Genomic DNA, 23037 nt, shown 5'->3' with positions numbered 1-23037 from the left:
ATAAACTCCTTTCAAAGTCAGTTGTAATGTAGCCGCCCATAGGCGTAAAAATGGGATTGCCAATAGCTTGTATCAAGTTTTGCGTATTGTATCGGGTCGCCACAATGCAGCATGACGGGGCTTCCGTCCCCGTCCTCGCCAACGTAGATACCCACATGAGATACGCCCGGTGTGTCGTATGTACCCGTAAAGAAAACCAAATCCCCCGGCTGCGGGTTGGAAACGCGGGTTGAAATGTTGTAAAGCCCCTGTGCCCCAAGTCTGCCCGTATTGTATAGGCCGCTGTTCGTCAGCACATAGCTAACAAAACCGCTGCAATCAAAAGAGGTTTCCGGGCTGCTGCCGCCCCACACATAAGGAAAACCGACATACTTTTCCGCTTCCTCAATGAGCCGCGCAAACTGTTCATCTTCCAGATAGGCGGGCGGGATTTCATAATCCGCTGGCGGGTTTTCATAGTATTTTGAAATATAGCCGGATTGCGGGAAAAGGTCGGGTCTGTTCCCAAGCGACGACATATACATAGCGTACATGGATAGCTGTTCCTCGCCCATAATGTAAACGGGAACATGGGAGAGGTTGAAGTTTTCCAAATCCACATTGAGAATGTAATAGTTATAGGCTACTTCAACGTCGTATTCGTTGCCCTCGCTGTCCGTCCGCGTTTCGGTGCGGTAGCGTACCTCGACTTCCTCCGTAACCGTCAAGATATACTGTTTATCAAAGAGCATTTCAAGGGTGCTTTGCGCTTCATCGAGAGTAAACACGCCCTCATGCCAAGCGGAGAGGATAGAGATTAGCACATACGGGTCATGCTCGATCTCGTCAGCCGTTACCCGGTATTCGTCATAGCCGGGGTATTCGCTTTCGATGTTATCCAGCATATCCTGTAACTCGGCTTCCATAGCGACATACGCGCTTTCTGCGCCTGTAATATCCGCGTCCTCGGAGAGATAGGACGACGCAATCAAGCCGCTTCCGCTGTTGCCGCCGAACAGGGAACAAGAGGACAAACCGCCGAAAAACAGAAGCACGATAAAGGCAATCCCGCCCACGATCAAACAGCCTTTCCAATGCCGGACGACAAAGAACGTCGCCCGTTTGGTTTCCTGCGCCGTTTTCTTTGCTGCCTTTGCGGTGGCTTCGGCGGTCTTTTTCACCTTGCCGCCCGTTTTCAACGCCTTTGCATACTGCTTTTTAATGCGCTGCTTTTGCCAAAAACGGGAAATCGGGTTAGAGTGCGCAAGGGCGGGGTTATCATGCAGCGCCTTTTGATAGAGAAAATCGGCGTTTGCCTTTGCTGCCTTTTTCTCGGCTGCTGCCGCCGCCCGGTAAGGTTTCAGCTTATGGCTGCGTATGCCGCGTTTTACTGCCCGCGTCGTCATGCCGCCCGCTTTCTCGCCCACAAGTTCTATCCTGTGTCCGCTTTCCACACCGACGTTTTCTTTCTCCACCTCATAGATTTTTCCATGTACGGCGGCGTCCAATTCCTGCGCCGGACGGGATAACGGGTTATGACGCAACTTGCCGTTTGGGGGCTTATCCGTTTTTTCAAAAGCAAGGCGCGTCTTTGCTTTGCCTTTGGCTTCGTCAAAAACGCGCTCTTTCTTGATTTTGGTCTGTTTGGGGATAGCTGCCCGCGCTTTGTCTAAACGGTCAGCCGCCGTATCGGATTTTTTGATTGCCTTTTGCAGGTCCGGCGTTGCCCGTTCCGCTTCGGAAAACTGCAAGCGGGAAGAATGGGTTTTAGGCTGCGCCGCGTCAAGGGCTTTTTTCTCCGCGCCTTTTGCTGCGTGTCGCTCAATCTCTGCGCCGATATGCTGCACAACCTTTTCCGCTGCCGCGCCTGCGGGGGCTGAATAGTTTTCCTCCTGCGGCCTTTCGCTGATACTGGACGTTTCGCCCGTCGTGAGGTTTTCCGCAACCGCACCGTCGCGGGTCATTTTCTGCGTTACCTTGTCCGGGGCTTTCCATTCCTTGCTCATGGGCTTTCACCTCCAATCCGCTGTTTCGCAAGGTTACAGTATTCGGGGTTGATCTCAATACCAATATAGCGGCGGTCAAGGCTTTTTGCCGCCGCTGCGGTGGTTCCGCTGCCTAAAAACGGGTCAAGGACAATCCCGCCGACGGGACAGCCCGCCAAAATGCACGTTTCCGCAAGTTTCGGCGGGAAAGCTGCGAAATGCCCGCAGCGATAGGAAGCTGTGTTGATCTGCCAAACGTTGCGGCGGCTGCGGACGGGGCATATCAACTCATCGGCGTATGCGCCCTTTTCGCGGGGGCGGTTGATTTTCTGCGGTTGGTTTTGCCCCGGAACAGTAACGTTATACTTGTTTCCTTTGCTAACTCCGCTTTTCAGCCGACCCGCCGTTGTGAGGGCTATCGGCTCGGCTACCGCTTGCCAATCGTAAAAATACTTCTTTGACTTGGTAAGCAGAAACACATATTCATAGCAGCGGGTCGGCCTGTCCCGCGTGCTTTCCGGCATGGGGTTCCCCTTATGCCAAATGATAGAACTGCGCAAATACCAACCGTCGCCCCGCAAGGCAAGGGCTACAAGCCACGGAATACCGATTAGGTCTTTCGGCTTGCAGCCGGGGGCGCGGTGGTTTACCGCCACTTGCTGCCCGTTCCTGCCTTTGGGGTATTTCGGGTCTTGGTGGTCGGCTTTGCTGCCTGTGCCGCAATAAGTGTCCGCGATATTCAGCCAACAAGTACCCTCCGGCGTAAGCACCCGCTTTACCTCATGGAAAACCGCCGTAATGCGGGAAACATATTCCTCCGGCGTTGCTTCCCGCCCGATCTGCCCGTCTGTGCCGTAATCGCGCAAAGCATAGTAGGGCGGGGACGTTACGCAACAATCCATACAGTTATCCGGCAAGGTTTGAAGTACCTGCAAGCTGTCGCCGCAATAGATTTTGTCCGTTTCTATCCTCATGCCGACACCTCGCCGGGTTTGGTCGTCATGACGCGATAGAGTTCTGTATTTTGCGGGAAACGGTCAATAAAGGGCAAAATCACGTTGCCGTAGAAAATAAGCCCCTCGCCCGCTTCGGAATGGGTTACATAGGTCATTTGCTGCTGCGAAATGTTAAGCTGCTTTGCAAGGATTTCCCGGTCGCCCTGGGCTTGGTTGAGCATATAGACAAAATCGCTGTTTTCAAAAACATTTGAAACTTCTCTGCTCGTCAAAAGGTCTTTGACGTTCTGCGTGATACCTGTCGGAATACCGCCCCACTTCCTAAAACGCTTCCAAATCTCGACGCTGTATGCTGCGGTCTGTTCCTCTTTCAAGAGTAAATGAAATTCGTCGATGTAATACCGCGTCGCCTTGCCCTCGCTGCGGTTTACCGTTACTCTGTTCCATACTTGGTCTTGGACGATAAGCATACCGACTTTTTTAAGCTGCGTACCGAGTTCCTTAATATCAAAGCAGACAAGGCGATTATGAATGTCAACGTTTGTCCTGTGGTTAAAAATGTTCAAGCTGCCGTTTACATAGAGTTCCAATGCCGCCGCGATACGCTGCGCTTCCTTTTCCGGCTGCTTCTTGATCTCGTCGTAGAGGTCGCCCAAAATCGGCATATTCTCCGGCTTCGGGTCGGCAAGGTAGTTGCGGTACACGCTGATAACAGCGCGGTCAATCAAGGTCTTTTCGACAGCTTCCAGCCCGTTTTTGCCGCCCATAATGAGTTCGCAAAAGGAAAGGATAAAGTCGCTCTTTAAGGCTATGGGCGTGTCGCCCTCGCTGTAATTGAGGTTAATATCCATAGGGTTAATGTACTGCGTGCTGTTCTGCGAAACCTTGATAACCTGTCCTTTCAAACGTCCGACAAGGGGGTAATATTCGGCTTCGGGGTCGCAAATGATAATGTCGTCGGACGTGATAAGAAAAGCGTTTGTGATTTCGCGTTTTGCAGAAAAACTTTTGCCACTGCCCGGTGTGCCGAGTATCAAGCCGTTGGGATTTTTCAGCTTCTTTCGGTCGCACAAAATCATGTTGTTGGAAAGGGCGTTTAAGCCGTAATACAATGCTTCGCCGCTTTGGAACAGCTCTTGCACCGTAAAGGGAACGAAAACGGCGGTGCTGCTGGTCGTCAAGCCGCGCTGGATATGGATAAGGTTTTCCCCCAACGGGATAGAGGACATAAGCCCCTGTTCCTGCCGGTAGTCAAGGCGGGTCAAAATGCAGTTGTATTTCTGCGCGATTGCCGCCGCTCCAAATACTTCGTTATCCAATTTCTGCTTGGTATCTGCAAGGTTTAAGACAAGCAGCGTAAGCAGAAACATTCTTTCGTTGCGGCTCTGCAAATCGCGGAGTAGGTTTTTTGCTTCCCCGCCGTAGGTGGCAAGGTCGGACGGAATAATATCCATGTCGTAGCCGCTGCGGATTGCTTTTTTCTGTTCCTCGATTTTCATACGGTCAAGGTCGGTAATCTTGCGCTTAATCGTCTTGATTGCTTCGTTGTGGTCGATACTCTGAATGTGCAGATTGACGATAATCCCGTTTTCCGCGTCCATGAAGTCGGCAAGCATACGGTCGGAGAGTTCCGGCGCGACGATCTGCAAAAAGGAAACTGCGCCAAACTTGCCGCCCATTTGAAACATTCGCCCGTCGCCAAATCGGAAAGAGGACGGCGCGATAAAGTCTTTGACAGAAAGACCGCTTGCGGGTAGCCATTCCCACGCAAAGTTAAAGCGTTCCCCGTCCGGGTGGAAAATCCCATGCAGCACTTCAAGACGCTGTTTCCCGTCCAATACCCGCGCCGCCGCGCCGATCACCTTAAAATGGTTGAGGGTGTCCGTTTCAATGCGGGCAAGACGCGCCCGCGCCGATCTAATGTCCTTTGCTTCAACGGTAAAGGTGAGAAACTTGGTCTTGATAAGCCCGTTGTTTCCGCGTTCAAGCTGCGTTCTAAGCATTTCGGTGTATTCTGCTCTGATACTGTCGAAGTCATCATTCTGCGGCGCAATCGTGATACTGTTCTTGAAATCGTCCTTGTTCGCATGGCGGCTGATTAGGGAAAGCTGCACGCTGATAGAAGCGTCGAACGAGTTATACATATCGCAAAGGGCTTCAAAAATGGCGGTTTTGTCGTCCGGCTGCGCAAGCTGATAGTTGATGTCCTCAAACTCAATGCACTTGGAATACCGCCCGTTTGCAAGGCGGCAAATCCCGTCCTTATACATTCGCTCAAACGGTATGCTGTCCTGCGCCGTATGGGGCTTCCCGTCGCCCTTTGCCTGCCGGATAAGCGCGTCGATCTGTTTCTTTTCCTGCCGCGTAAGTTTACGCTTTTCGTTTTGGGTCTTTCCCTTTTCCTTTGACAATCGCCCGTACCTCCTTATCTAATCGCTCTTGCCGCGCAAGGGCGGCATAAAAATTGTTGGTCTGATAAGGTCGCTCTTTGGGGCGAAGAAACTTCACTTCCACAAATTGCCGAATAATCACTTCCAGCGGTTGCCCGTTTTTCTCGTACATGGCAAGCAAAAACATAGGCAGCATGGCAAGCACCATGCACAATGCCGCTGTGGTTGTTCCAACGCTGTCTTTTACCAAAAAGAACAGCGGCAGTCCGATTGCTACCGCCGCGCTGAAACAAATTAGCTGTCGTTTCGTAAGGTTGAACATTACCTTGCTTTTGATTTTTGTTAAGTCCTTTGGGACGGTTACATACGCCATTTCAAACCTCCTTTCTGCCCGGAATGTAATCTTCAAAACGGGGGACAGCATAGAAAAGCCGTTTGTTATTTACCCACCGTTGCAAATGGCGGGTAACAGGCGGGGCGGTTGGACGCTCGTAAATCATCACATACGGGTCAAAGCCCATAGCCCGCAAGGTGTTCACGCGGTATAAATCCTGTTCGTGAGTGCTGCCGTAGTTGGTAAGAACATACACGCGCCGCTGGCGGCTGCTCTTAATGGCGGTCAAATCCAAAAAACGTTGGAAATACCCGGTTAAGTCCTCGTCGGGATTATCCCATGCAAAATGTACCGCTTTTATCCGTACCCGATTTAACAGGCTGACATTATCCCTGTTCACAAGGCGAATATCCAGCCCTTGCGAAAAATCCACCCATGCGCGGCTTCGTATAAGCTGCTCAATGAGATTTTCATGGTCGGGACAGGCAAGCAGATTAGCGTCCATGATTTTTATTTCCGGCTGCCATTTCCAAAACTCGGACAAATCCGCAACCTTAACACTTTTGCGTCCCTCTTTACTGCTGACAATGCAAAACCCGCAATTTCTTGGACAACCCCGGCTTAAAAAGCCGTAGGCAATCCCGAAAAACTGCGGGTAGATAGAATAATCCGGGTAACTGTGTTCCACTTCCGGCGGCAAGCGGTTTTTCGTGTCGTAGCCCGTACCGCCGAAAATAACTTGTTCCGCGTTGGTAACGGTTATCGTGTCTTTGGAATAGGTGTCCGTAAAGACGCGGCTTTTATATACAAGGTCGTACCGCCCCTTTGCGTTCCACCATTCCACCGTATGCCCCTTTGCTTTATGATACGCGGATAGCTTCATCAAGCAGAGGTTGGGGAAATTATGGCTGTCAACGTCGATTAAACCGATTTTCAAATCATAACTCACCCCCTTAATGTGCCGAAAAGACGCTCTTTGCAAGGCTTCCCGTTTTGAAAAGCGTAAAGCACAAGAGGACGGTATAGCCCATGCAAGCCCAGATCGCGCCGGAAATGTCGTCGGTCGCTGCGATTGTTTGTATCAACACCGCATAAATGCCGACACACACCAAGATCAGAAACGCCTGAAAACCAAGCGCAAGCAAAGATTTTAAGTAATTCTGTCCCATGCTGCCCCATTCGTGATTTACCATTGTTGCCATCGGGATAGGGGCAACGCTCGTTACAAGATATATTTCAATCATGCGCCCATACACCACAAGCATAATGCAGATTGACAGGGCTTTCATGGTAAGCCCTACAAAGAGGGATTGAAACCATAACCCCAAAAGACCGCCCACGCTCATAGCGTCGAGTTTTGCTTCAATGTCGGTAATGACGGTGGTAACGTCTATGCTTGTATCGGATATGATAACCCCCGCGCTCTGATTGACGACGCTCTGCGTAACGTCGAAAACTCCCATGACGATGTTCCAAGTGTTTGTTACCAGCAGCACCGCAACAAAGGTTTTGAAAATCCATTTGAAAAAAATCCAAGTGTCGAGATCGTGCAGATTGTTTTTTTCAATTACAAGCTGGATTAGTTCATAACACATGACAAAGGTAATGATAACGCCCGCAATCGGTACAATGACGTTTTCCGAAAGGCTGCGTATCATGTTGAATATGCCCGCGTTCCACCCGGCGGGGGTCGTGCCGACTTGCGTTGCAATTTCTCCAACCTCTGTATTTACGCTGTCAAACAAGCCGGAGAGGTTCGATAAAATCCCGTCTGTCAAAATGCCGCGAAACCAATCTTCAATCATCTGCCATATCAAAAGTTAATCCCTCCTTTCCCGCGCCCTCCCGTTTCCGAGAGGGCGCGGCGGGTGGTATTTGTTTTAGGCATTATCCAAAAAGTTTGGAAAGAAGCGGAACAAGGGTGCCGCCGATCAACGCGACGCCACCGCCCGCCATAAGCTGCTTCATGCCCTGGCTCTTTGCGCCCGGATTGTCGTTGCCGTAACCCTCCATGAGGTTGATAGCCCCCCAAATGCCAAGACCTGCGCCAAGCGCGATAACCAAAGTCTGCAATACACCAACTGCGCTGTTAAAGAAATCCATATAAACCTCGCTTTCTGCCGCTTTGCGGCTCAAAAAATGTTGTTGAAAATGAAAATGCCGCCGTTATTCCTCGGCGGCTGCGTCCTCGTCGGACAAATCTATTTCGTATATGTCAAAGGCTTCATCGGGCTTTACTATTGCCGGGCGGGTAGACATATACCGTTCCACATCAAAAGCGTTTTTCTTGTCGAAGTCGGAAAGGTATTTGTAGTTCGGGTGTTTCGTTATATCGTATTTGTCGCTTAAAAAGGGACGTACACCGCGTAGCTGCAAAATACATTTCCCACCGTCCATAACTGCTATTTCGTCCTGTGTCATCAACTCCTTTCCTAATTTTTGATAAGTAAGTCCATGAGAAACCTGCGTGCCGCGATTTTCGGAAGTGTTGAAACTGTCAATTGTTTCCCGTCCCAAGTTATCCGAAATATCCTTTGCATTTTTCCCACGTCCTCCCAAAAACAAGGTGCTGTCGGCATTATCAAGTATGATTTCTGCCGCGTCCTTGTAAATGGCTTTTAGCTGGCTCTGCGATTGCAGAATGATAGAAGCGGACATTTCCCGGCTGCGGATTGTGGCAATCAGTTTATCAAATCGGGGTATCTGTCCGATGTTCGCAAACTCGTCAAGCAAAAAGCGGACGTGAACAGGCAATTTGCCGTTATATTCGTCGTCCGCTTTGTCGCAAAGCAAATTGAAAAGCTGCGATTGCAGCATAGCGATAACAAAATTAAACGTGCTGTCCGTATCGCTCATTATGAGGAAAAGTGCGCTCTTTCTGTCGCCTAACGTGTCAAGTTCTAATTCGTCGTAGGACATGAGATCGCGCAATTCCTTAATATCAAAAGGCGCAAGCCTCGCACCGCAAGAAATGAGGATTGATTTTGCTGTTTTGCCCGCCGCCAATTTATATTTTCGGTACTGCTTCACCGCGAAATGGTCGGGGTCGCGTTCTTCCAAGTCGGCAAACAGCAGATCGACGGGGCTTTGATATTCCTCGTCGTCCTCGCGGGCTTCGCTGGCGTTGATAAGTTCCAACAGGGTAATAAAGTTCATTTCCTCGGCGGGGGCTTCATACCAGATGTAGCCAACCAATGCGCAATACAATAACCTTTCCGCTTTTACCCAAAAATCCTCCGCACTTTTTTCTCCCTCGCCTTTGGTATTCGCTATCAACGTGTTTACCAGCTTCAAAATATCTTTCTCGCTGCGGATATACACAAAGGGGTTGTAGTGCATAGATTTTTTGAAGTTAATCGTATTCAGTACCTTAATGCGGTAGCCCGCCCGTTGCAGCAGCTTCCCGCACTCAATCAAAACCGTACCTTTCGGGTCTGTCAAGACGTAAGAGGAATGAAGCTGCATTAAATTCGGCTTGACGAAAAACCTTGTTTTTCCGCTGCCGCTGCCGCCGATCACGACGACGTTCTTATTTCTTGCGTACTTCGGCTGCTTCGGGCGGCTGTTCATGGTAAGGCGTTCCGTCTGTGTCAAAATGATGTTGTTTTGAAACTCCGGGTCTATGTAGGGCTTAATATCTTCGGCGTTTCCCCATCGGGCAGAGCCGTACTCCGCGCCCTTGCGGTATTTCTTCGCGTTTTTCCCTTTGACATAGACAATCAAGCGGATAATCACCGCGCCGACAATGCCGACAAGCAAATCCAGCGGGTAAATGCTCGGCAAGGCACTTTCAAAGGCTGCGGAAAATCCCTGCGTGATATTCAGTATCTTTGCGGAAATATCCGCGCCGGGGGCAAGCCGCACCGCCTGTCCGACTTTATCAAAGAGATAGACAAAGAACACATAGGGGATATTCGGAAGTATTAGCTTTTTGTAGTTAATCTGCTTCATATCTCGCGCCCCCTGTCCATTTTCTTTACCTTGTCGCGGGCGGCGTTAAGCTGCTTTGCCTTGTCCTTTGCAGCGGCAAGGGCTTTGCGGATAGAGGGCTTTTTCTCCCTGTTCAGCTTCTTTGCGGAAAACTCTTGAAACGCTGCGGTCATAACGTCTGCGTCCCGGCCTTTGAAAAACACAAGGTAGCGGGTCTGCTCGCCCTTAACCTTTTTCAGCGAAAAATCTATGTTGTATTTCTTCGCCGTACTCTCAAAGGCTTTAATATTGCTGTCGGTGATCTCGATGTTGGAAACACCCGCGTTCTGCTTCATAAGCTGCCGCATGGTCTGTTTCCCATGCGCGGGCTTGCTTTTCTGCTCCAAAAACTTTTGGATTGCTTTCTGCAACGCCTGTTCGGTAAGCCGCGCCGCGCCTTTTCCCACTTTGACGTATAGGGCAATCGTTTTTTGGGTTACTTCCTCCTGCAAGGTATCAACTCCTTTCCCGGTAAAATGCGGCTATGCTCATTCGCCGCCGTATAAGTCGTGATTGACAAGGGCGGTATAGTAGCTGTCAATGGTACTCGGCGCGTTGAACAGCACCGCTTTTAGATACTGCTTGATGTTGCGCACTTTGGTTGTGTTCTCCCTCATGCAATCCAAAACAAACTCAATATGGCTGCTGTTCAGCTTCAAAAATTTGGATTTCACCAGTTCGGCGGGGTAGTCGTCCCCGGCAATACGGATTGTCTTTCGCGCTGTGCAGACGGTTTCCAGCATGAGGTCAACAATCTCATTTAGGCGGTCTTTGTCCATTTTGGGGTCTTGAATGAGAATGTCATACTCGATATTGTCCTTGATAATCTCCCTGTAAATCTCTACTGCGCTATTGCTTTTCGCTTCCGTTCTTTTCCTTTCCGGCGGCGAAGCCGCTTCGCCCTGCTCAAAGGGCAAGGGATTTAGGGAATGGAATGGAAAGGAATGGGTACTTGATAAATCAGTAATTGATTTTTCTTTACTTGATATATCTTTATTTAATTGCGTTGGATTTTCCAACGCAGGTAAATCCAATATAGGCGGCTGTCCGACGCTGGTAGCTGCTTCCGGCTCTCGCGGCTGCGGCTGCTCGTATATGACGTAATCCGCGCCCCGCAAGCGTCCCTTTTCGTCGCGTTCCCGGCTGCGCACGATATATCCGGCTTTTTCGAGTTCCTTTACCGCTTCGCGGATTGCGTCGATCTTCTCCCGGTTGATATGGGATAAGCCCGCAAGGGTATAATCCCAATCCTCCGGCAAGGACAGCATTTGCGAAAGCAAGCCTTTTGCTTTTAAGGACAATTCCTTGTTTCGCAAGTGGTGGTTGCTCATAACGGTATATCCCGTATTTCGCTCCACTCTGAAAACTGCCATTTTTCCTCACTTCCTCTCTTGGTCTGCGTGGACAATTAGAAAGCCGTTTTCGGCTGTTTTGGTATTGCAATATGCCCTTTGCCGTTTTCGCGTCTGCAAAGCCGCATGACACAAGGGCTTTTGCCCGTCTATTTGTCCATGCTGGCGGGCGTTTTCCGCGTCCTTTTGCCGGGGCAATAGGGACACTCTTTGAAAACGCAAAACTCATATTTCCACCCGGGGCGGTAGAAACGGCAAGTGCCGCAATCTTCATCATCTCCGGCACAACCGGATTGATAGCGGTCAAATCCCGGCTTCTGCTGCATGAGCAGTTCAAATGCCCGCTGCTTGCCTTTTATGAAATACATTCCGGCTGTACCTCCTTTCCTGCGGGCATAAAAAAACGGCGTTACTTTCTCCCCAAAAGGGGTTAAGGTAACGCCGCTTGTGTGCGTATTCAGTTTTTAACACATTCCCTGTCTATCCGCTGTCCGCAAAACCATTGATTTTATTAGCTTTTTGCCGCTATCGCTATCACACCTCATTATTATTGCGACCGCTGTTGCTATCAGCACCGGAAAGGGTGTGGAAGCCGGATTGGCGCTGGGTATCCCAGTTGGTATGCTTGGCGTGCAGATGGATATCGTTGTTCGTCTGATCAATGGCGTTATCATTCGCAAATCGGAGCGAATGGTACAGGATGGAAAGGATAAAGCCGGTCAGCGTCTGATGCTGCTTTGCTGGGTTCTGTTCGGTCTGGAGGCTGCGCTTGCCGTTTTGATTTCTGTAACGCTGGGCGCCTCCTTCGTCAATCAGATTTTGGACGCAACACCGCAATGGGTGACAAAGGGACTGTCCCTGGCAGGTGCACTGCTCCCGGTTGTCGGCTTTTCTATGCTGCTGAAATACATGCCAGTGAAAAAATATTTTAATTATGTACTATTGGGATTTGTGATGTCTGCATATCTGAATGTGCCGATTCTGGGAATTGCGATTGTCGGCTTTGCACTGGCATTTGATTTTTATCGCAGAAAAAACGAATTGGTACTGGAACATGTTGAGGAGGCAGATGAAGATGAGTGAACCCGTTTTAACTAAAAAAGATATTACCAGGGCAGCTCTGCGCTGGCAGATGATGTCCTGCTCCACCTTGAATTATGAGATTCTGCAGGGAGGAACATTTGCATATTCGATAGCTCCTGCGTTGCGTAAAATATATGCAAAGGATGAGGAATATAAGGCTGCATTGCTGAGTCACTATCGTTATTTTAATTCCAATCCATGGACGGTCAACGTTATCCTTGGTGCTGTTTTGGCGCTTGAGGATGCACAGGGACTACAGGCAAGAAGTGCCGTTCAGGATTTTAAGACGAGTATGATGGGACCGCTGGCTGGTATTGGCGATACGCTGGTGTTCGTTCTGTTTCCAACCATTATGGGCTCGATTTCCGGCTATATGCTGCTGGATGGGAATCCGGTTATGTCTGTTGTTTGGAGTGCATTATGGGCCGTATTCTTTCTGCTTCGTACACGTCTTGTGCATTTCGGATATTATAAGGGATTGCAAATATTATCAGCGATTGGTACAAAGCTGAATTCTCTGACAGAGGCAGCGTCGGTTCTGGGGCTTGTGGTTGTCGGCGGATTGATTTCCGGTGTTGTGAAAATCAGTGTACCACTCACCTTTACATCCGGCGAGGTTGTGCAGGAAATTCAGCCGCTGATCGATTCTGTTCTGCCGGGGATGCTGCCGGTGATCTTCACCTTTGTTTGCTATCATCTATTGACAAAGAAAAATATCAGTATGTCAAAGCTGATTCTGCTGGTCATCGTATTCGCCATGGCAGCTGCCTATCTGGGCATTTTGAGTGCCTAGTCACAGGTGAGCGGAGATTGCGAACATGAGAAAAATTTTATTGGCGAGTCATCGGAATATGGCAGAAGGAATGCGGGATACACTGGAATTTTTAACCGGCATGCACAACCTTTATGCAATCAGTGCCTACATGGATGAGACATCACTCCAACAGCAGATTGAAGAATTTACAGATATTTTAAAGCCGGAGGACACCCTGTTGATACTGACAGATATGCAAGGGGGAAGTGTGAATCAGATGTTTTGTCCCCTGATGAGCGAACGGGTGCATCTGATCTGCGGTATCAATCTGCCGCTGGCGCTATCGCTTGCACTTATTCCACAGGAACAACAAATTGATGCAGCGCTCATAGAAGCACTGCTGGAAGAATCACGTCAGCAGATTCGCTATATGAACACATTTACGCTGACAGACGACAGTGAGGACGAGGTATGAAACAATACGATATTACAGACTACGGTGTAGAGCGCTACAGTGCTTGTCTGCAGACTGAGAAAATACAGGCAGTTATTGATCTATGTCATCAGGAGGGAGGCGGCGAGATACAGATTCCTGAAGGTATCTACTATATTGGCAGCCTGCGTCTGTACTCTCATATAACGCTCCATCTGCTGAAGGATGCGCATCTTAAGGGAAGTCGCAATTATCAGGATTATACGGATTTCCATGTGCCAAGCACTCTGGGTTATTTACAGGATGCGTATTTTATCAAGGCATGGAATCTGCCGCCGTATTATATTTATGGAATGATCTGTGCATTCTGTGAAGAAAACATCACGATTATCGGAGAAGCAGGGGCAACCATTGACGGACAGGACTGCTTTGATAAGGCCGGTGAGGAAAGATTCCGTGGACCGATGGGCATCATTTTCAATCAATGCAGAAACATCCGTCTGCGTGGCTATACTTTTGAAAACTGTGCCAACTGGTCGCATCAGCTGGACAGCTGTGAAGATATTCACGCTGAGCATGTTTGTATCAAGGCGGGTCATGATGGCTTCAATCTGCATCACTGCAAACATATTCTGATTGAGGATTGTACGATTACAACCGGAGACGATTGTATTGCAGGCTACGACATCGAGCAGCTTATTGTTCGTAACTGCTACATGAATACGGCTTGCAATGTGATGCGGATCGGAGGCTATGATTTGCTTTTTGACCACTGCACAATGGAAGGACCTGCATACTATCCGCATCAAGGCAAAAAGACCTATGATACACATCGTGTATTTAAATATTATTCCATACGACCAGATAGTATACGGCATGTCGGAGAGCGAATCAAAATACGAAATTCAAAAATCAGCGGAATCCCTTCTCTGCTGCAGTACAGCTATGGCGAGGAAGCACTCATGCAGAATAATCTTCCTCTTCGAGAGCTGATACTGGAGAATACGGTTATACAGGGGGTATCCAAGCCATCCGTTATGAGAGGGAATGGAGAAACCTGTCGTTTGATATTGCGAAACTGTGAGATCAGCTTTGCGGATGGTCTAAATGAAAAAAATTATCTGCAGCATGATAAGGATGTACAGGTTATAACAGAAAATGTGACTTTTCGATAACGTGTGGGAATTACAGACTTCCTCCATCATTTGAGATTTGGCAGAACAGGAAAACAGGTGCTGTACAGAATAAGCTGGGGCTTTGGTTAACCCATAAGGGCTATTAAGCATCTGCTATAAAACAACAAAGCGATAAGAGTTCTAATCCGCTTTCAAATATGTAAAATTATAGAAAGGATCAATTTCATGCTCTTGATCCTTTTTCTTCTTGATGAGTATAGCTTCCCCGTTTCCAAGGGAGTGCCATGCGAGGAGCATTTTTTCTGTTGTTTGTAAATTCCTTCCGGATAACGGCGTCTTGTGTGGTATAGTATAGCTGTAAGGAAAGCAGGTGTAGGACATGATTTTACCATACAGAGATAAGCAGCCGCTCATAGAAGAAACTGCCTATGTATCCAGCAATGCAACAGTGATTGGCGATGTGACACTGGAAAAGGGAAGCTCCATCTGGTTTCACAGTGTGGTGCGCGGGGATAAGGATCATATTCATATCGGCGAAGACAGCAATATACAGGATAATTGCACGCTGCATACGGATCCGAAGCATTTGCTGCAAATAGGGAAACGGGTGACTGTGGGCCATAATGCGGTGCTGCATGGCTGTATTGTTGAGGATGAGGTGCTGATTGGCATGGGTGCTGTTGTGTTGAACGGTGCACATATCGGCAGACACAGTATCATCGGTGCAGGGGCTCTTGTGAAGGAAGGACAGCAGATACCGGAAAACAGTCTGGCTGTGGGCAGTCCTGCCCGGATCATTCGCAAATGCAGTGAGGAGCAGGTAAAGGAGATTCTGGAGAATGCGGCGCATTATGCACAGCTTGGCAGTGAATACAAGAAAATAGATGTCTGAAATTCACGTATAAATGAAACACTCCTTCCCATACTAATGGTGACAAAGGAGTGAGAATATGTTTGAACACAAGAAAAAGTTATTACATCCTGTAAAGGTAGAGCGTCCCAATCCGCAGTATGCTGTGCTGATGCAGGAACAGCTGGGAGGCTGCAACGGTGAGGTCAAGGCAGCGATGCAGTATCTGTCACAGAGCTTTCGCGCTAAGGATCCGGTCTTCAAGGATTTGTTTCTGGATATCGGTACCGAAGAGCTGAGCCACATGGAGATGGTGGCAGAAACCATCAATCTGTTAAATGGCGGTGATGTGGACTATAAGAAGGTGGATGCCGGTGAAATTGAAACGATGGTTACCTTTGGTCTGAATCCTGCTCTGGTAAATTCCAGCGGAAATCCATGGACTGCTGATTATGTTACCGTGACAGGTGATCTGGCAGCCGATCTGCTTGCGGATATTGCAAGTGAGCAGCGCGCCAAGGTTGTATACGAATATTTGTATCGTCAGATTGATGACAAATATGTCAAGGAAACCATCATGTTCCTGCTGGAGCGTGAGGAAGCCCACAATGCTCTGTTCTGTGAAGCACTGAATAAAATTACAGATGATGGCAGCAATAAGAGCTTTGGTATGAGTGAAGACAGCCGTTTGTATTTTGATTTATCCAAGCCGGGACGCTACTTTGATGATCCTGATCCGAAGGCACCGAAAATGGCAAATGCCAAGGATTCCAAAAGCACCAAGAGCAAAGCAAAAAAGAAATAAGATGCAACAGCCAAAGGGAAACCTGCGGCTTTTTTTGGGCAGGACGCAAAGGCTCAGCCGTGCACTGCATCCACTTGTATCCTGTGGTTTGTATATGCGGGCTGTTTCATGCGTGAAAAGAAGAATGGCTTTTCTCGACAGCTGGTAGGCTTGAAATGGTTAAGGAATGGATGCTTGTTCATAATTTAAAAAAGAAAGGAATGCGGATTTTACTCGCATTCCTTTTTTTGCTATTTACGTTCATTCTTTCTCAGCTTTTCTTTTAAATCATCATATGTATCACATTCCAGAATAAGGATGACCGCGTCATCTATCTGCTGATCGGATAGGGAATTCACCCAATTATCTTCAATTTTGTACCTATGGATGATTTGTGTCTGTAAGAATGTCCTTTTTCCTTTTTCAAAACCTTTTTCAAGTCCCTTTTCAAGCCCCTTTTCAAGTCCTTCTTCGATGCCCTTTTTAAATCCATTCTCCAGCCCCACTCGCTCAGCTTCTGCAGTTCGTTCCTGCAAATTGGCCTGAACTGCCTGTTCTGCAAACTCCACGGATTCCGCCCAGCTGAATAACGATCCATCTTCTCGCATTTTATTATATTTTTCCATAACTACGTTCACCATCCTTTTCTTCATGTTTAGTATAGCATCATCCGGATTATATGCAAGCACATAGCAGAAGGTTTCAAACTCTGTCAAATTTTCCACTCCTCCAACCTCTTTTACACGCTGCTGAATCATTGGTAAAAACACAATTGCACGATTCAGTGTACCATTGGGCTCCTCTTGATTATCTTCATCCTTAACCTTGTAATGACGAATCATGCGACCTCCATCCTTGGGCTTATCATTCATAAAAATAATCTGATAAAATGGTTTCAGCTCGGTATATTCGTCTCCCTGCTTCAGTTGTCTGCCGACCAAGCGATAGCCATACTGCTGAAAACGCAGCTGTTCCCTCTGCGTATAGCCCGATACCTGCATTTCCAAATCGTAAAAGTGACCGGCTTCATCCTCTAGTACGACATCCAAAACTGCACGTTTTCCAAAAAATGCTTCCGGTAACAGCTCCGGGTTCAGCACCTTCGTTTCATGGACCTTCAACCCGTAAATTTCTTCAATGATTCTGCTTCTCAGCCATGCAGAGTCTGCATCCTCACCGATCAGCATATACTTGAAAAAAACATCATTGTGAAAGGGAATCGGGTAATCCTTTGCATAATCTTTTTTCATAGGTAATATCCTCCTTTTTTTCCTATATACTCTTATATACGTATGGAAGGTGCAAAACTCCTAAATTTTTTTAATGTTTTACAATTTCATGATTGCATTTACATGAGGAGCTGTGTATCGTGGGCATTGCAGTTTTATCATGCGTAAAGGAAAGGGGATTGCATGGTTAGAATACCGGGCTGCAGCTTACACAAAGTTTCATTTCTTTCAGAAAATATAGTCAAACTGTTTCTTTTTTTGCATAAGTATGGGATAATAAAAAGCATAAAAGCGTCATAGTGTCTTTTCCTTATGAAAAGGAATATACTATAGCAGATAAGGAGGTTTGTCGCATGAAAGCATATACTGCAGGAAAATTGTTCTGGAATACGTTCAAATGCGAAAGCGTCCTGCTTCGTGAACGATGTTGTATATCGTATCGTTCATAGAGGATATTAACTGTAAAAAGGAGGACATGAAAGATGAAGGAAACAGTAAAGCTGATTGGAAATACACCCCTGTATCATATAGAGGATACCAATATATATGTAAAGCTGGAAAAATATAACATCGGTGGCAGTATCAAGGACCGCGCGGTGCTGGGAATGCTGGAGGCCGCCAGGAGCAAGGGAGAAATCAGACAGGACACCGTGCTGGTTGAAGCCACCAGCGGTAACACCGGCGTCGCTCTTGCTATGCTTGGAGCTGTTTATCATATTCCGGTGATTATCATCATGCCGGAAACGATGAGCATGGAGCGTCGGCAGCTGGTTAAGGCATATGGGGCGACACTTATTCTGACTTCGGGAAGCAAGGGAATGCAGGGAGCCATGGAGGAGATGGAGCGCCTGATGAAGGAGCATAGCAACTATCGTTCGCTATCACAATTCGACAATCCGGATAACCCCACTACACATTACGAAACAACCGGAAAAGAGATTCTGGATCAGCTGCATGATGTAGATATCTTTGTGGCCTGCATCGGTACGGGAGGTACCTTCAGCGGGGTGGCAAAGCGGCTGAAGGAGCACAATCCCGCTATTTTATGTATGGCTGGTGAACCGGAAAAAAGTGCAGTTTTAAGCGGACGTCAGGCAGGTCCGCACAAAATACAGGGGATCGGTGCAAATTTTGTTCCTGCCAATTTTGATCGGGAGCTGGCGGATGATATTCTGCTGATATCCGATCATGAGGCTGTTTTTGAGACTGTGCGCTTCGCTAAGGAAACCGGTATCCTGGTTGGTATCAGTTCCGGTGCCAACATCGCTTTAGCAAAGCGTTTGGCTCTGCGCTATCCCGGAAAAAACATCGTTACAGTAGCACCGGACGGCGGAGAAAAATATCTCTCCGTACTGGACTTTGACTAATATGTTTCGTGTACTGAAGGACATCAATCACAATCTGAACCGCTCCTTGCAAAATGATCCGGCAGCACATTCCAAGCTGGAAATTCTGTTGCTGTATCCGCATATCCGTGCACTGGCTTTTCATCGGGTTTCTCATTTTCTATATCAGCACCATCTGTTCTTTCTGGCAAGGCTGAATTCCAATATCGCCAGACATTGGACAGGAATTGAAATCCATCCGGGGGCAACGATCGGCAGGGGACTGTTGATTGATCATGGAATGGGAGTTGTAATCGGAGAAACCGCCGTCATTGGGGATGATTGTCAGCTGTATCATGGAGTAACCCTGGGCGGCACCGGGAAACAGCACGCCAAACGGCATCCGACACTGGGAAACCGTGTCATGATTGGAGCAGGCGCAAAATGTCTTGGCAATATCACGATTCATGATGATGCCAAGGTCGGAGCCAATGCGGTTGTGATCAGCGATGTACCGGCAGGCTCTACTTTCATTGGTCTGGCTGCTAAAGATAAACGGGAAAAGCACTGTATATTTTATTAAATGTAAGAAGCTGCGGAAGCTACAGATACGATGCCGCGGCTTTTTTTATTGCCTTGCCCGTATCAACGCGCTTCTTAGCCTGCCGGCTTTTGCGAAACGTGTGTAAGGGAAGAATATCATAATGTTGTACTGCACACTTGCACAATGTTGCGGTATGCTATAAAATAATCCTGTGCACTGTACATAAACGTATACGTTTGTGTACAGCTCTTTTTTGTATGCTTTTGTATGGGATATACATGTGTTTTCGCATATTTTTTAGGAATATGCCAGTATTTCTAATCGTATACCATATGGAATATCTGCACTGGAAAGCGAGGATGAGGAAATGAAGCTGATGCTGGTTGTGCTGCTTTGCCTTGTTGCGGTCTTTCTGCAGTGCTGAAAGGCATGCGGACTGAGGGAGTGCAGTCTCCTGTCTCCATTCTTTGGCAGTTTGATAATCAAAACATATTGACGATTGCTTATTCGCATGGTATATTATATCTGTAATAGATATATCTAAAATGGATATATCTATTATGGAGGTTGAGAATATGTCAAAAAGCAATACGATGGAGAGTGAGCAGCTGACAGATGCCATGTATTACATTTTGCTGTCGCTGATTACGGAGCGCCATGGCTATGCGATCATGAAATATATCGAAGAGCTCAGTAATCAAAGCATTACCATGGGACCGGGAACCCTGTATACCCTGTTGAAGAAGCTGTGCAAGGCGGAATGGATTCTGCAGACCTCTGTTGATGCGGACCGGACAAAAAAATATCAGATTACCGATACTGGCAGACAGGTGCTGCTTCATGAGGTAGCGCGTCGTAGGCGTATGGTAGAGGACGGATTGCGAATATTGGAGGAAAACGGATATGAAGGATAGAAAACGCGTGATGTGCGGTGGTCTTGCCTTTTCCGATTGTGAGGATATGGAAATGCTGCATCAGTATGCAAAGGAAGGCTGGGTATTTGAGGAATTCCGCGGTATGTGCTACATCCTGCAGAAGCAGGAGCCGGTCAATCGCATCTTCAGCTACGATATGCAGAAGCTGAAGGAGGATGAAAAGGAAGCGTACTTTCAGCTGTTTGAGAACAGCGGCTGGCACATTATAAATCCGAAGGGAGAAGATGTTTACTTTTTCTGGGCTGAGGAGGGCTGTGTTCCCTTACACAGTGAGGTGGAAACCAGAATGGAGGGGTATCGTTCGACCCTGCATATATTCGCCGGTGCACTGGTCATCGGCTGCCTCTGTCTGCTGTCCCTGCTGTGGGTTAAAAGCTCTGTAGTGTCGATGATTCTTTTGCTGGCAGGCTCGATTCTGGGGGCTGTCGGTCTGCTGATGGTGGTCGGTATTTTGCTTCGCATGAAGAACATGCGTCTGCGTATCGTGAATCTGACCTTTCGCAAGGGTGCTGTGCTGTTTGTGGCTGGTGTCGGTATGCTGCTTGCAAGCGGGGTTGGCTGGGCAGCGAATATGCATAATCTGCTGTTGATACTCGGGACAGTCTGTACGATTGAGGGCTTTCTGTGGATGTGCTTTCAATATCGTCAGTTTCGGGATAAAAAAGAAGTTCATATAAAAAAGAAAGATGAGGGTGTATTATGATCGAAGTAAAGAATCTGACAAAGCTGTATGGGAAATTCAAGGCTGTGGATGATGTTTCCTTATGCGCGGCGGATGGAGAGGTAACCATTCTGCTGGGACCAAACGGGGCTGGTAAGTCGACAACCATAAAAAGCATAACCAATCTGCTGCAGTACAAGGGAGATATCAAAATCAACGGTGTTGCCAACAGCTCACTGGATGCGAAAAAGGGTTTTGGCTATATTCCTGAAGCACCGGTGCTCTATGATCTTCTGACCATAGATGAGCATGTGGAATTTATCGGAAAGGCATACCGCTGTGAGAATTACCGTGCACTTGCGGATGAATATATCGCTCTGTTCAAGCTGGAGGATAAACGTAAAAAAGCGGTTCGTGAGCTCTCCAAGGGGATGAAGCAAAAGGTCAGTATGCTGCTGGCGTTGATTATTTCCCCGCAGACGCTGCTGGTGGATGAGCCGATGGTAGGACTGGATCCGTCCAGTATTGAAGAAACACTGCAGCTGTTTGTACGCCTGAAGCAGCAGGGGGTTGCCATTCTGATTTCCACGCACATCATTGATGTGATCGAAGCGATATGGGACAGTGCCTATATTATGGATCATGGCAGAATCGTTGCGCATGTGCGAAAGGAAGAGCTGAAGGATGAAAGCATTAAGGAAATCTTCTTTGCATCGGTGGAAGGTGATGAACATGAGCGTACTGTATAAGCTGTATCTGACCCGCATGAAGGCGAATATCCGCCATGTATTTTCCCGTAAGGGAAGCGCGATTTTCGCCATACTCATGATTCTGCTATACGGCGGACTGATTGTCATGAGTCTTTCCAAGCCGGAAATTGCATTGTCGATGCAAAATATCACGGATGCCAATATGGCCATCATGATCGGTGTTGGCTTTACTGCTCTGATGGTCGGCGTCATGCTGCTGCAAAAAAGAAAGGCGTTGTTCATGGAATCGGATGCCTTTTATCTGTTCAGCGGACCCTTTACCCGCGTACAGACGATGCGCTTTCTCATGCTGCAGAATATCGCTTCTGCCTTCCTGTGCGGGGCGGTTTCTCTGCTGATGGTCATTTTGCTGGGAAGCACGATCGAATTGTCCTTTCCGTTTTTGCTTATGGCATTCCTCTGCTTTTCCTTGGTGTATTTTGTCTTTCTGGTTGTATATTATTATGTGTATCTGCTCTCCATTCAAAAGGACAGCTACCGCCATATTCCTGCGATTGCCGCTTTGCTGTATGTATTGATGGTTGCGGCGGTGTATGGTATGGTTGTCATGCAGAATGATCTTGCACTGGCAGGAAGTGGAACGCTCTTTCTGAATACGGAGCTGTTTTACTGGGTGCCGCTGTTTGGATGGATCAAAATGATACTGGTTTCCTATATCGCTTCCTCATGGGGACTTATGCTGCTTGGAATCGGCTTACTTCTGATTTCCTGTATGGCAGCCTATCTGCTGCTATGCGGCTATAAGGGGGATTTTGTGGAGCGTGCCATGCAGGATGCACAGGAGTTTACTGCACTGTATAAGGATATGCGTGCTGGCAAACGCGATGGAATGAGTGATCGTAAGATACATGAGGTCAAGGCAAGCTTTCGCAGTGGTGCGATGGCTATCTTTTCCAAGAAAGTTCTGCTGCTGCGCAAATCCAATGACTATATCCGCTGGACGGATATTCTGACGATTGGTATTTATCTGGTTATCACGCTCATCATGGATATGGGCTTCGGCTTTTTCATGTATATGATGATGTTCTGGCTCTTTACCATTGTCCAGAATTCCGATTTCATGAAGGATATGAACAACTATCAGATTTATCTGATTCCCGATCATCCGCTGAAAAAGCTGCTCTGCGTACTACTGCCGACCTTTTTAAAGATGCTGCTGCCCATGAGTGCGGCTATTCTTGTGGCGGCTTTGCTGTATCGAACGGATATCGCCAGTGTCGTGCAGTATTTCATCATGCTGCTGGGCTATGCGACGCTGTTTCTGTCAGCGAGCGTGCTTTCTGTGCGTATCTTAAAGAGTCGCAACAACGCAATGATGGAGAATATGCTGCGTATGCTGATCATGGTTGCAGCTGCTGCTCCCGGGATCGGGCTGACCATTTTCTTCCTGAGCAAGGGGACGTTTACACTGGAGCTGCTGCAGCAGCTGACGCTGATTTCGCTGGCGATGAACTTTGTCATATCCGTTGTAATCGTGCTGGTCTGTGCTCCGATGATGAACGGAAGAGAGATCAAAAGCGAGTAAATTTATATAAAACTTATGGAAAGGAAAGGGAAATTTCTTTTCC

At 47.8% G+C, this 23037-nt stretch carries 23 protein-coding genes and 1 pseudogene; 12 read left to right on the top strand and 12 right to left on the bottom strand.

Translation table 11 applies throughout. From position 1 onward, the window contains the following. Positions 1 to 17: 17 nt before the first annotated feature. From NE665_RS11995 to NE665_RS11945, 11 genes and pseudogenes are all read right to left on the bottom strand, one after another. Positions 18 to 1985, bottom strand: a complete 1968-nt coding sequence (locus NE665_RS11995; protein ID WP_044942463.1) for a C40 family peptidase — start codon at positions 1983 to 1985, stop codon at positions 18 to 20. After that, the gene (locus NE665_RS11990) at positions 1982 to 2938 is read right to left on the bottom strand and encodes a site-specific DNA-methyltransferase (protein ID WP_233104653.1); all 957 of its coding nucleotides are present in this window, start codon (positions 2936 to 2938) and stop codon (positions 1982 to 1984) included. Before NE665_RS11990 ends, NE665_RS11995 begins: the two co-directional genes overlap by 4 nt. Further along, entirely contained in the window at positions 2935 to 5331 is a 2397-nt protein-coding gene (locus tag NE665_RS11985) for a VirB4-like conjugal transfer ATPase, CD1110 family (protein WP_044942455.1), read from the bottom strand. The genes NE665_RS11990 and NE665_RS11985 overlap by 4 nt, the downstream gene beginning before the upstream one ends. Beyond that, a complete protein-coding gene (locus NE665_RS11980) occupies positions 5291 to 5683 on the bottom strand; it encodes a PrgI family protein (protein WP_044942453.1) in 393 nt (130 codons plus the stop codon). The genes NE665_RS11985 and NE665_RS11980 overlap by 41 nt, the downstream gene beginning before the upstream one ends. Before the next feature lies 1 nt (position 5684). Then, positions 5685 to 6593, bottom strand: a complete 909-nt coding sequence (locus tag NE665_RS11975) for a hypothetical protein (RefSeq protein WP_040415648.1) — start codon at positions 6591 to 6593, stop codon at positions 5685 to 5687. 4 nt (positions 6594 to 6597) lie between these two features. Further along, entirely contained in the window at positions 6598 to 7461 is an 864-nt protein-coding gene (locus NE665_RS11970; protein WP_007860210.1) for a VirB6/TrbL-like conjugal transfer protein, CD1112 family, read from the bottom strand. Positions 7462 to 7531: 70 nt separating this feature from the next. Then, positions 7532 to 7747 (bottom strand): Maff2 family mobile element protein, encoded by a 216-nt coding sequence (locus NE665_RS11965; protein ID WP_003508243.1) that lies wholly within the window; start codon positions 7745 to 7747, stop codon positions 7532 to 7534. Between the two features lie 63 nt (positions 7748 to 7810). Then, positions 7811 to 9595: a VirD4-like conjugal transfer protein, CD1115 family gene (locus NE665_RS11960; RefSeq protein ID WP_070087586.1), complete on the bottom strand. Its 1785-nt coding sequence runs from the start codon at positions 9593 to 9595 to the stop codon at positions 7811 to 7813. Continuing rightward, complete coding sequence (locus NE665_RS11955) at positions 9592 to 10065, bottom strand: PcfB family protein (protein WP_002604484.1); 474 nt, start codon at positions 10063 to 10065, stop codon at positions 9592 to 9594. Before NE665_RS11955 ends, NE665_RS11960 begins: the two co-directional genes overlap by 4 nt. A 36-nt stretch (positions 10066 to 10101) precedes the next feature. Continuing rightward, positions 10102 to 10986, bottom strand: a complete 885-nt coding sequence (locus NE665_RS11950; RefSeq protein WP_178759976.1) for a DUF6017 domain-containing protein — start codon at positions 10984 to 10986, stop codon at positions 10102 to 10104. 158 nt (positions 10987 to 11144) lie between these two features. Beyond that, positions 11145 to 11333 (bottom strand): annotated as a pseudogene (locus NE665_RS11945) (hypothetical protein); the annotation flags it as partial. A gap of 151 nt (positions 11334 to 11484) precedes the next feature. On the opposite strand from NE665_RS11945, the gene NE665_RS11940 reads away from it, so the two are divergent. From NE665_RS11940 to NE665_RS11915, 6 genes are all read left to right on the top strand, one after another. Further along, the gene (locus tag NE665_RS11940; RefSeq protein WP_347285926.1) at positions 11485 to 12048 is read left to right on the top strand and encodes a PTS sugar transporter subunit IIC; all 564 of its coding nucleotides are present in this window, start codon (positions 11485 to 11487) and stop codon (positions 12046 to 12048) included. Continuing rightward, positions 12041 to 12841 (top strand): PTS system mannose/fructose/sorbose family transporter subunit IID, encoded by an 801-nt coding sequence (locus NE665_RS11935; protein ID WP_117444491.1) that lies wholly within the window; start codon positions 12041 to 12043, stop codon positions 12839 to 12841. Before NE665_RS11940 ends, NE665_RS11935 begins: the two co-directional genes overlap by 8 nt. Before the next feature lie 25 nt (positions 12842 to 12866). Continuing rightward, complete coding sequence (locus NE665_RS11930) at positions 12867 to 13277, top strand: PTS fructose transporter subunit IIA (RefSeq protein WP_117444492.1); 411 nt, start codon at positions 12867 to 12869, stop codon at positions 13275 to 13277. Then, the gene (locus NE665_RS11925) at positions 13274 to 14410 is read left to right on the top strand and encodes a glycosyl hydrolase family 28 protein (protein ID WP_117444493.1); all 1137 of its coding nucleotides are present in this window, start codon (positions 13274 to 13276) and stop codon (positions 14408 to 14410) included. Before NE665_RS11930 ends, NE665_RS11925 begins: the two co-directional genes overlap by 4 nt. A 340-nt stretch (positions 14411 to 14750) precedes the next feature. Then, entirely contained in the window at positions 14751 to 15263 is a 513-nt protein-coding gene (locus NE665_RS11920) for a gamma carbonic anhydrase family protein (protein ID WP_117444495.1), read from the top strand. A gap of 58 nt (positions 15264 to 15321) precedes the next feature. After that, positions 15322 to 16026 carry a manganese catalase family protein gene (locus NE665_RS11915; protein ID WP_117444496.1) on the top strand — a complete coding sequence of 235 codons (705 nt, stop codon included), beginning with the start codon at positions 15322 to 15324 and terminating at the stop codon, positions 16024 to 16026. A gap of 230 nt (positions 16027 to 16256) precedes the next feature. On the opposite strand, the gene NE665_RS11910 is transcribed toward NE665_RS11915, so the two are convergent. Next, on the bottom strand, positions 16257 to 17255 hold the full coding sequence (locus NE665_RS11910) for a PD-(D/E)XK nuclease family transposase (RefSeq protein WP_117444497.1): 999 nt from the start codon (positions 17253 to 17255) through the stop codon (positions 16257 to 16259). 461 nt (positions 17256 to 17716) lie between these two features. Between NE665_RS11910 and NE665_RS11905 the strand changes: the two genes are divergently transcribed. The 6 genes from NE665_RS11905 (at position 17717) to NE665_RS11880 (ending at position 22994) form a co-directional block, all read left to right on the top strand. Further along, positions 17717 to 18601, top strand: coding sequence for a cysteine synthase family protein (locus NE665_RS11905; protein ID WP_117444498.1), 885 nt, complete (start codon positions 17717 to 17719; stop codon positions 18599 to 18601). 1 nt (position 18602) lies between these two features. After that, the gene (gene epsC / locus NE665_RS11900) at positions 18603 to 19142 is read left to right on the top strand and encodes a serine O-acetyltransferase EpsC (RefSeq protein WP_117444499.1); all 540 of its coding nucleotides are present in this window, start codon (positions 18603 to 18605) and stop codon (positions 19140 to 19142) included. A 536-nt stretch (positions 19143 to 19678) separates the two neighbouring features. Then, positions 19679 to 20017: a PadR family transcriptional regulator gene (locus NE665_RS11895; RefSeq protein ID WP_117444500.1), complete on the top strand. Its 339-nt coding sequence runs from the start codon at positions 19679 to 19681 to the stop codon at positions 20015 to 20017. Beyond that, positions 20007 to 20741 (top strand): DUF2812 domain-containing protein, encoded by a 735-nt coding sequence (locus tag NE665_RS11890; protein ID WP_117444501.1) that lies wholly within the window; start codon positions 20007 to 20009, stop codon positions 20739 to 20741. The genes NE665_RS11895 and NE665_RS11890 overlap by 11 nt, the downstream gene beginning before the upstream one ends. Further along, positions 20738 to 21448, top strand: coding sequence for an ABC transporter ATP-binding protein (locus tag NE665_RS11885; RefSeq protein ID WP_117444502.1), 711 nt, complete (start codon positions 20738 to 20740; stop codon positions 21446 to 21448). The genes NE665_RS11890 and NE665_RS11885 overlap by 4 nt, the downstream gene beginning before the upstream one ends. Beyond that, complete coding sequence (locus NE665_RS11880; protein WP_178759974.1) at positions 21432 to 22994, top strand: putative ABC exporter domain-containing protein; 1563 nt, start codon at positions 21432 to 21434, stop codon at positions 22992 to 22994. Before NE665_RS11885 ends, NE665_RS11880 begins: the two co-directional genes overlap by 17 nt. Positions 22995 to 23037: the final 43 nt, after the last annotated feature.

It is taken from the genome of Clostridium sp. DFI.1.208, assembly GCF_024463855.1.
Taxonomy (GTDB): Bacteria; Bacillota_I; Bacilli_A; order Erysipelotrichales; family Erysipelotrichaceae; genus Clostridium_AQ.
This window is presented reverse-complemented; position numbering and strand designations above follow the sequence as displayed.

What these genes read in the sequence shown, in the direction of transcription:
- NE665_RS11995 (WP_044942463.1), bottom strand. Translation starts at nt 1,985, where the DNA reads ATGAGCAAGGAATGGAAAGCCCCGGACAAGGTAACGCAGAAAATGACC.
- NE665_RS11990 (WP_233104653.1), bottom strand. Translation starts at nt 2,938, where the DNA reads ATGAGGATAGAAACGGACAAAATCTATTGCGGCGACAGCTTGCAGGTA.
- NE665_RS11980 (WP_044942453.1), bottom strand. Translation starts at nt 5,683, where the DNA reads ATGGCGTATGTAACCGTCCCAAAGGACTTAACAAAAATCAAAAGCAAG.
- NE665_RS11965 (WP_003508243.1), bottom strand. Translation starts at nt 7,747, where the DNA reads ATGGATTTCTTTAACAGCGCAGTTGGTGTATTGCAGACTTTGGTTATC.
- NE665_RS11960 (WP_070087586.1), bottom strand. Translation starts at nt 9,595, where the DNA reads ATGAAGCAGATTAACTACAAAAAGCTAATACTTCCGAATATCCCCTAT.
- NE665_RS11950 (WP_178759976.1), bottom strand. Translation starts at nt 10,986, where the DNA reads ATGGCAGTTTTCAGAGTGGAGCGAAATACGGGATATACCGTTATGAGC.
- NE665_RS11935 (WP_117444491.1), top strand. Translation starts at nt 12,041, where the DNA reads ATGAGTGAACCCGTTTTAACTAAAAAAGATATTACCAGGGCAGCTCTG.
- NE665_RS11930 (WP_117444492.1), top strand. Translation starts at nt 12,867, where the DNA reads ATGAGAAAAATTTTATTGGCGAGTCATCGGAATATGGCAGAAGGAATG.
- NE665_RS11925 (WP_117444493.1), top strand. Translation starts at nt 13,274, where the DNA reads ATGAAACAATACGATATTACAGACTACGGTGTAGAGCGCTACAGTGCT.
- NE665_RS11920 (WP_117444495.1), top strand. Translation starts at nt 14,751, where the DNA reads ATGATTTTACCATACAGAGATAAGCAGCCGCTCATAGAAGAAACTGCC.
- NE665_RS11915 (WP_117444496.1), top strand. Translation starts at nt 15,322, where the DNA reads ATGTTTGAACACAAGAAAAAGTTATTACATCCTGTAAAGGTAGAGCGT.
- NE665_RS11910 (WP_117444497.1), bottom strand. Translation starts at nt 17,255, where the DNA reads ATGAAAAAAGATTATGCAAAGGATTACCCGATTCCCTTTCACAATGAT.
- NE665_RS11905 (WP_117444498.1), top strand. Translation starts at nt 17,717, where the DNA reads ATGAAGGAAACAGTAAAGCTGATTGGAAATACACCCCTGTATCATATA.
- epsC (WP_117444499.1), top strand. Translation starts at nt 18,603, where the DNA reads ATGTTTCGTGTACTGAAGGACATCAATCACAATCTGAACCGCTCCTTG.
- NE665_RS11895 (WP_117444500.1), top strand. Translation starts at nt 19,679, where the DNA reads ATGTCAAAAAGCAATACGATGGAGAGTGAGCAGCTGACAGATGCCATG.
- NE665_RS11890 (WP_117444501.1), top strand. Translation starts at nt 20,007, where the DNA reads ATGAAGGATAGAAAACGCGTGATGTGCGGTGGTCTTGCCTTTTCCGAT.
- NE665_RS11885 (WP_117444502.1), top strand. Translation starts at nt 20,738, where the DNA reads ATGATCGAAGTAAAGAATCTGACAAAGCTGTATGGGAAATTCAAGGCT.
- NE665_RS11880 (WP_178759974.1), top strand. Translation starts at nt 21,432, where the DNA reads ATGAGCGTACTGTATAAGCTGTATCTGACCCGCATGAAGGCGAATATC.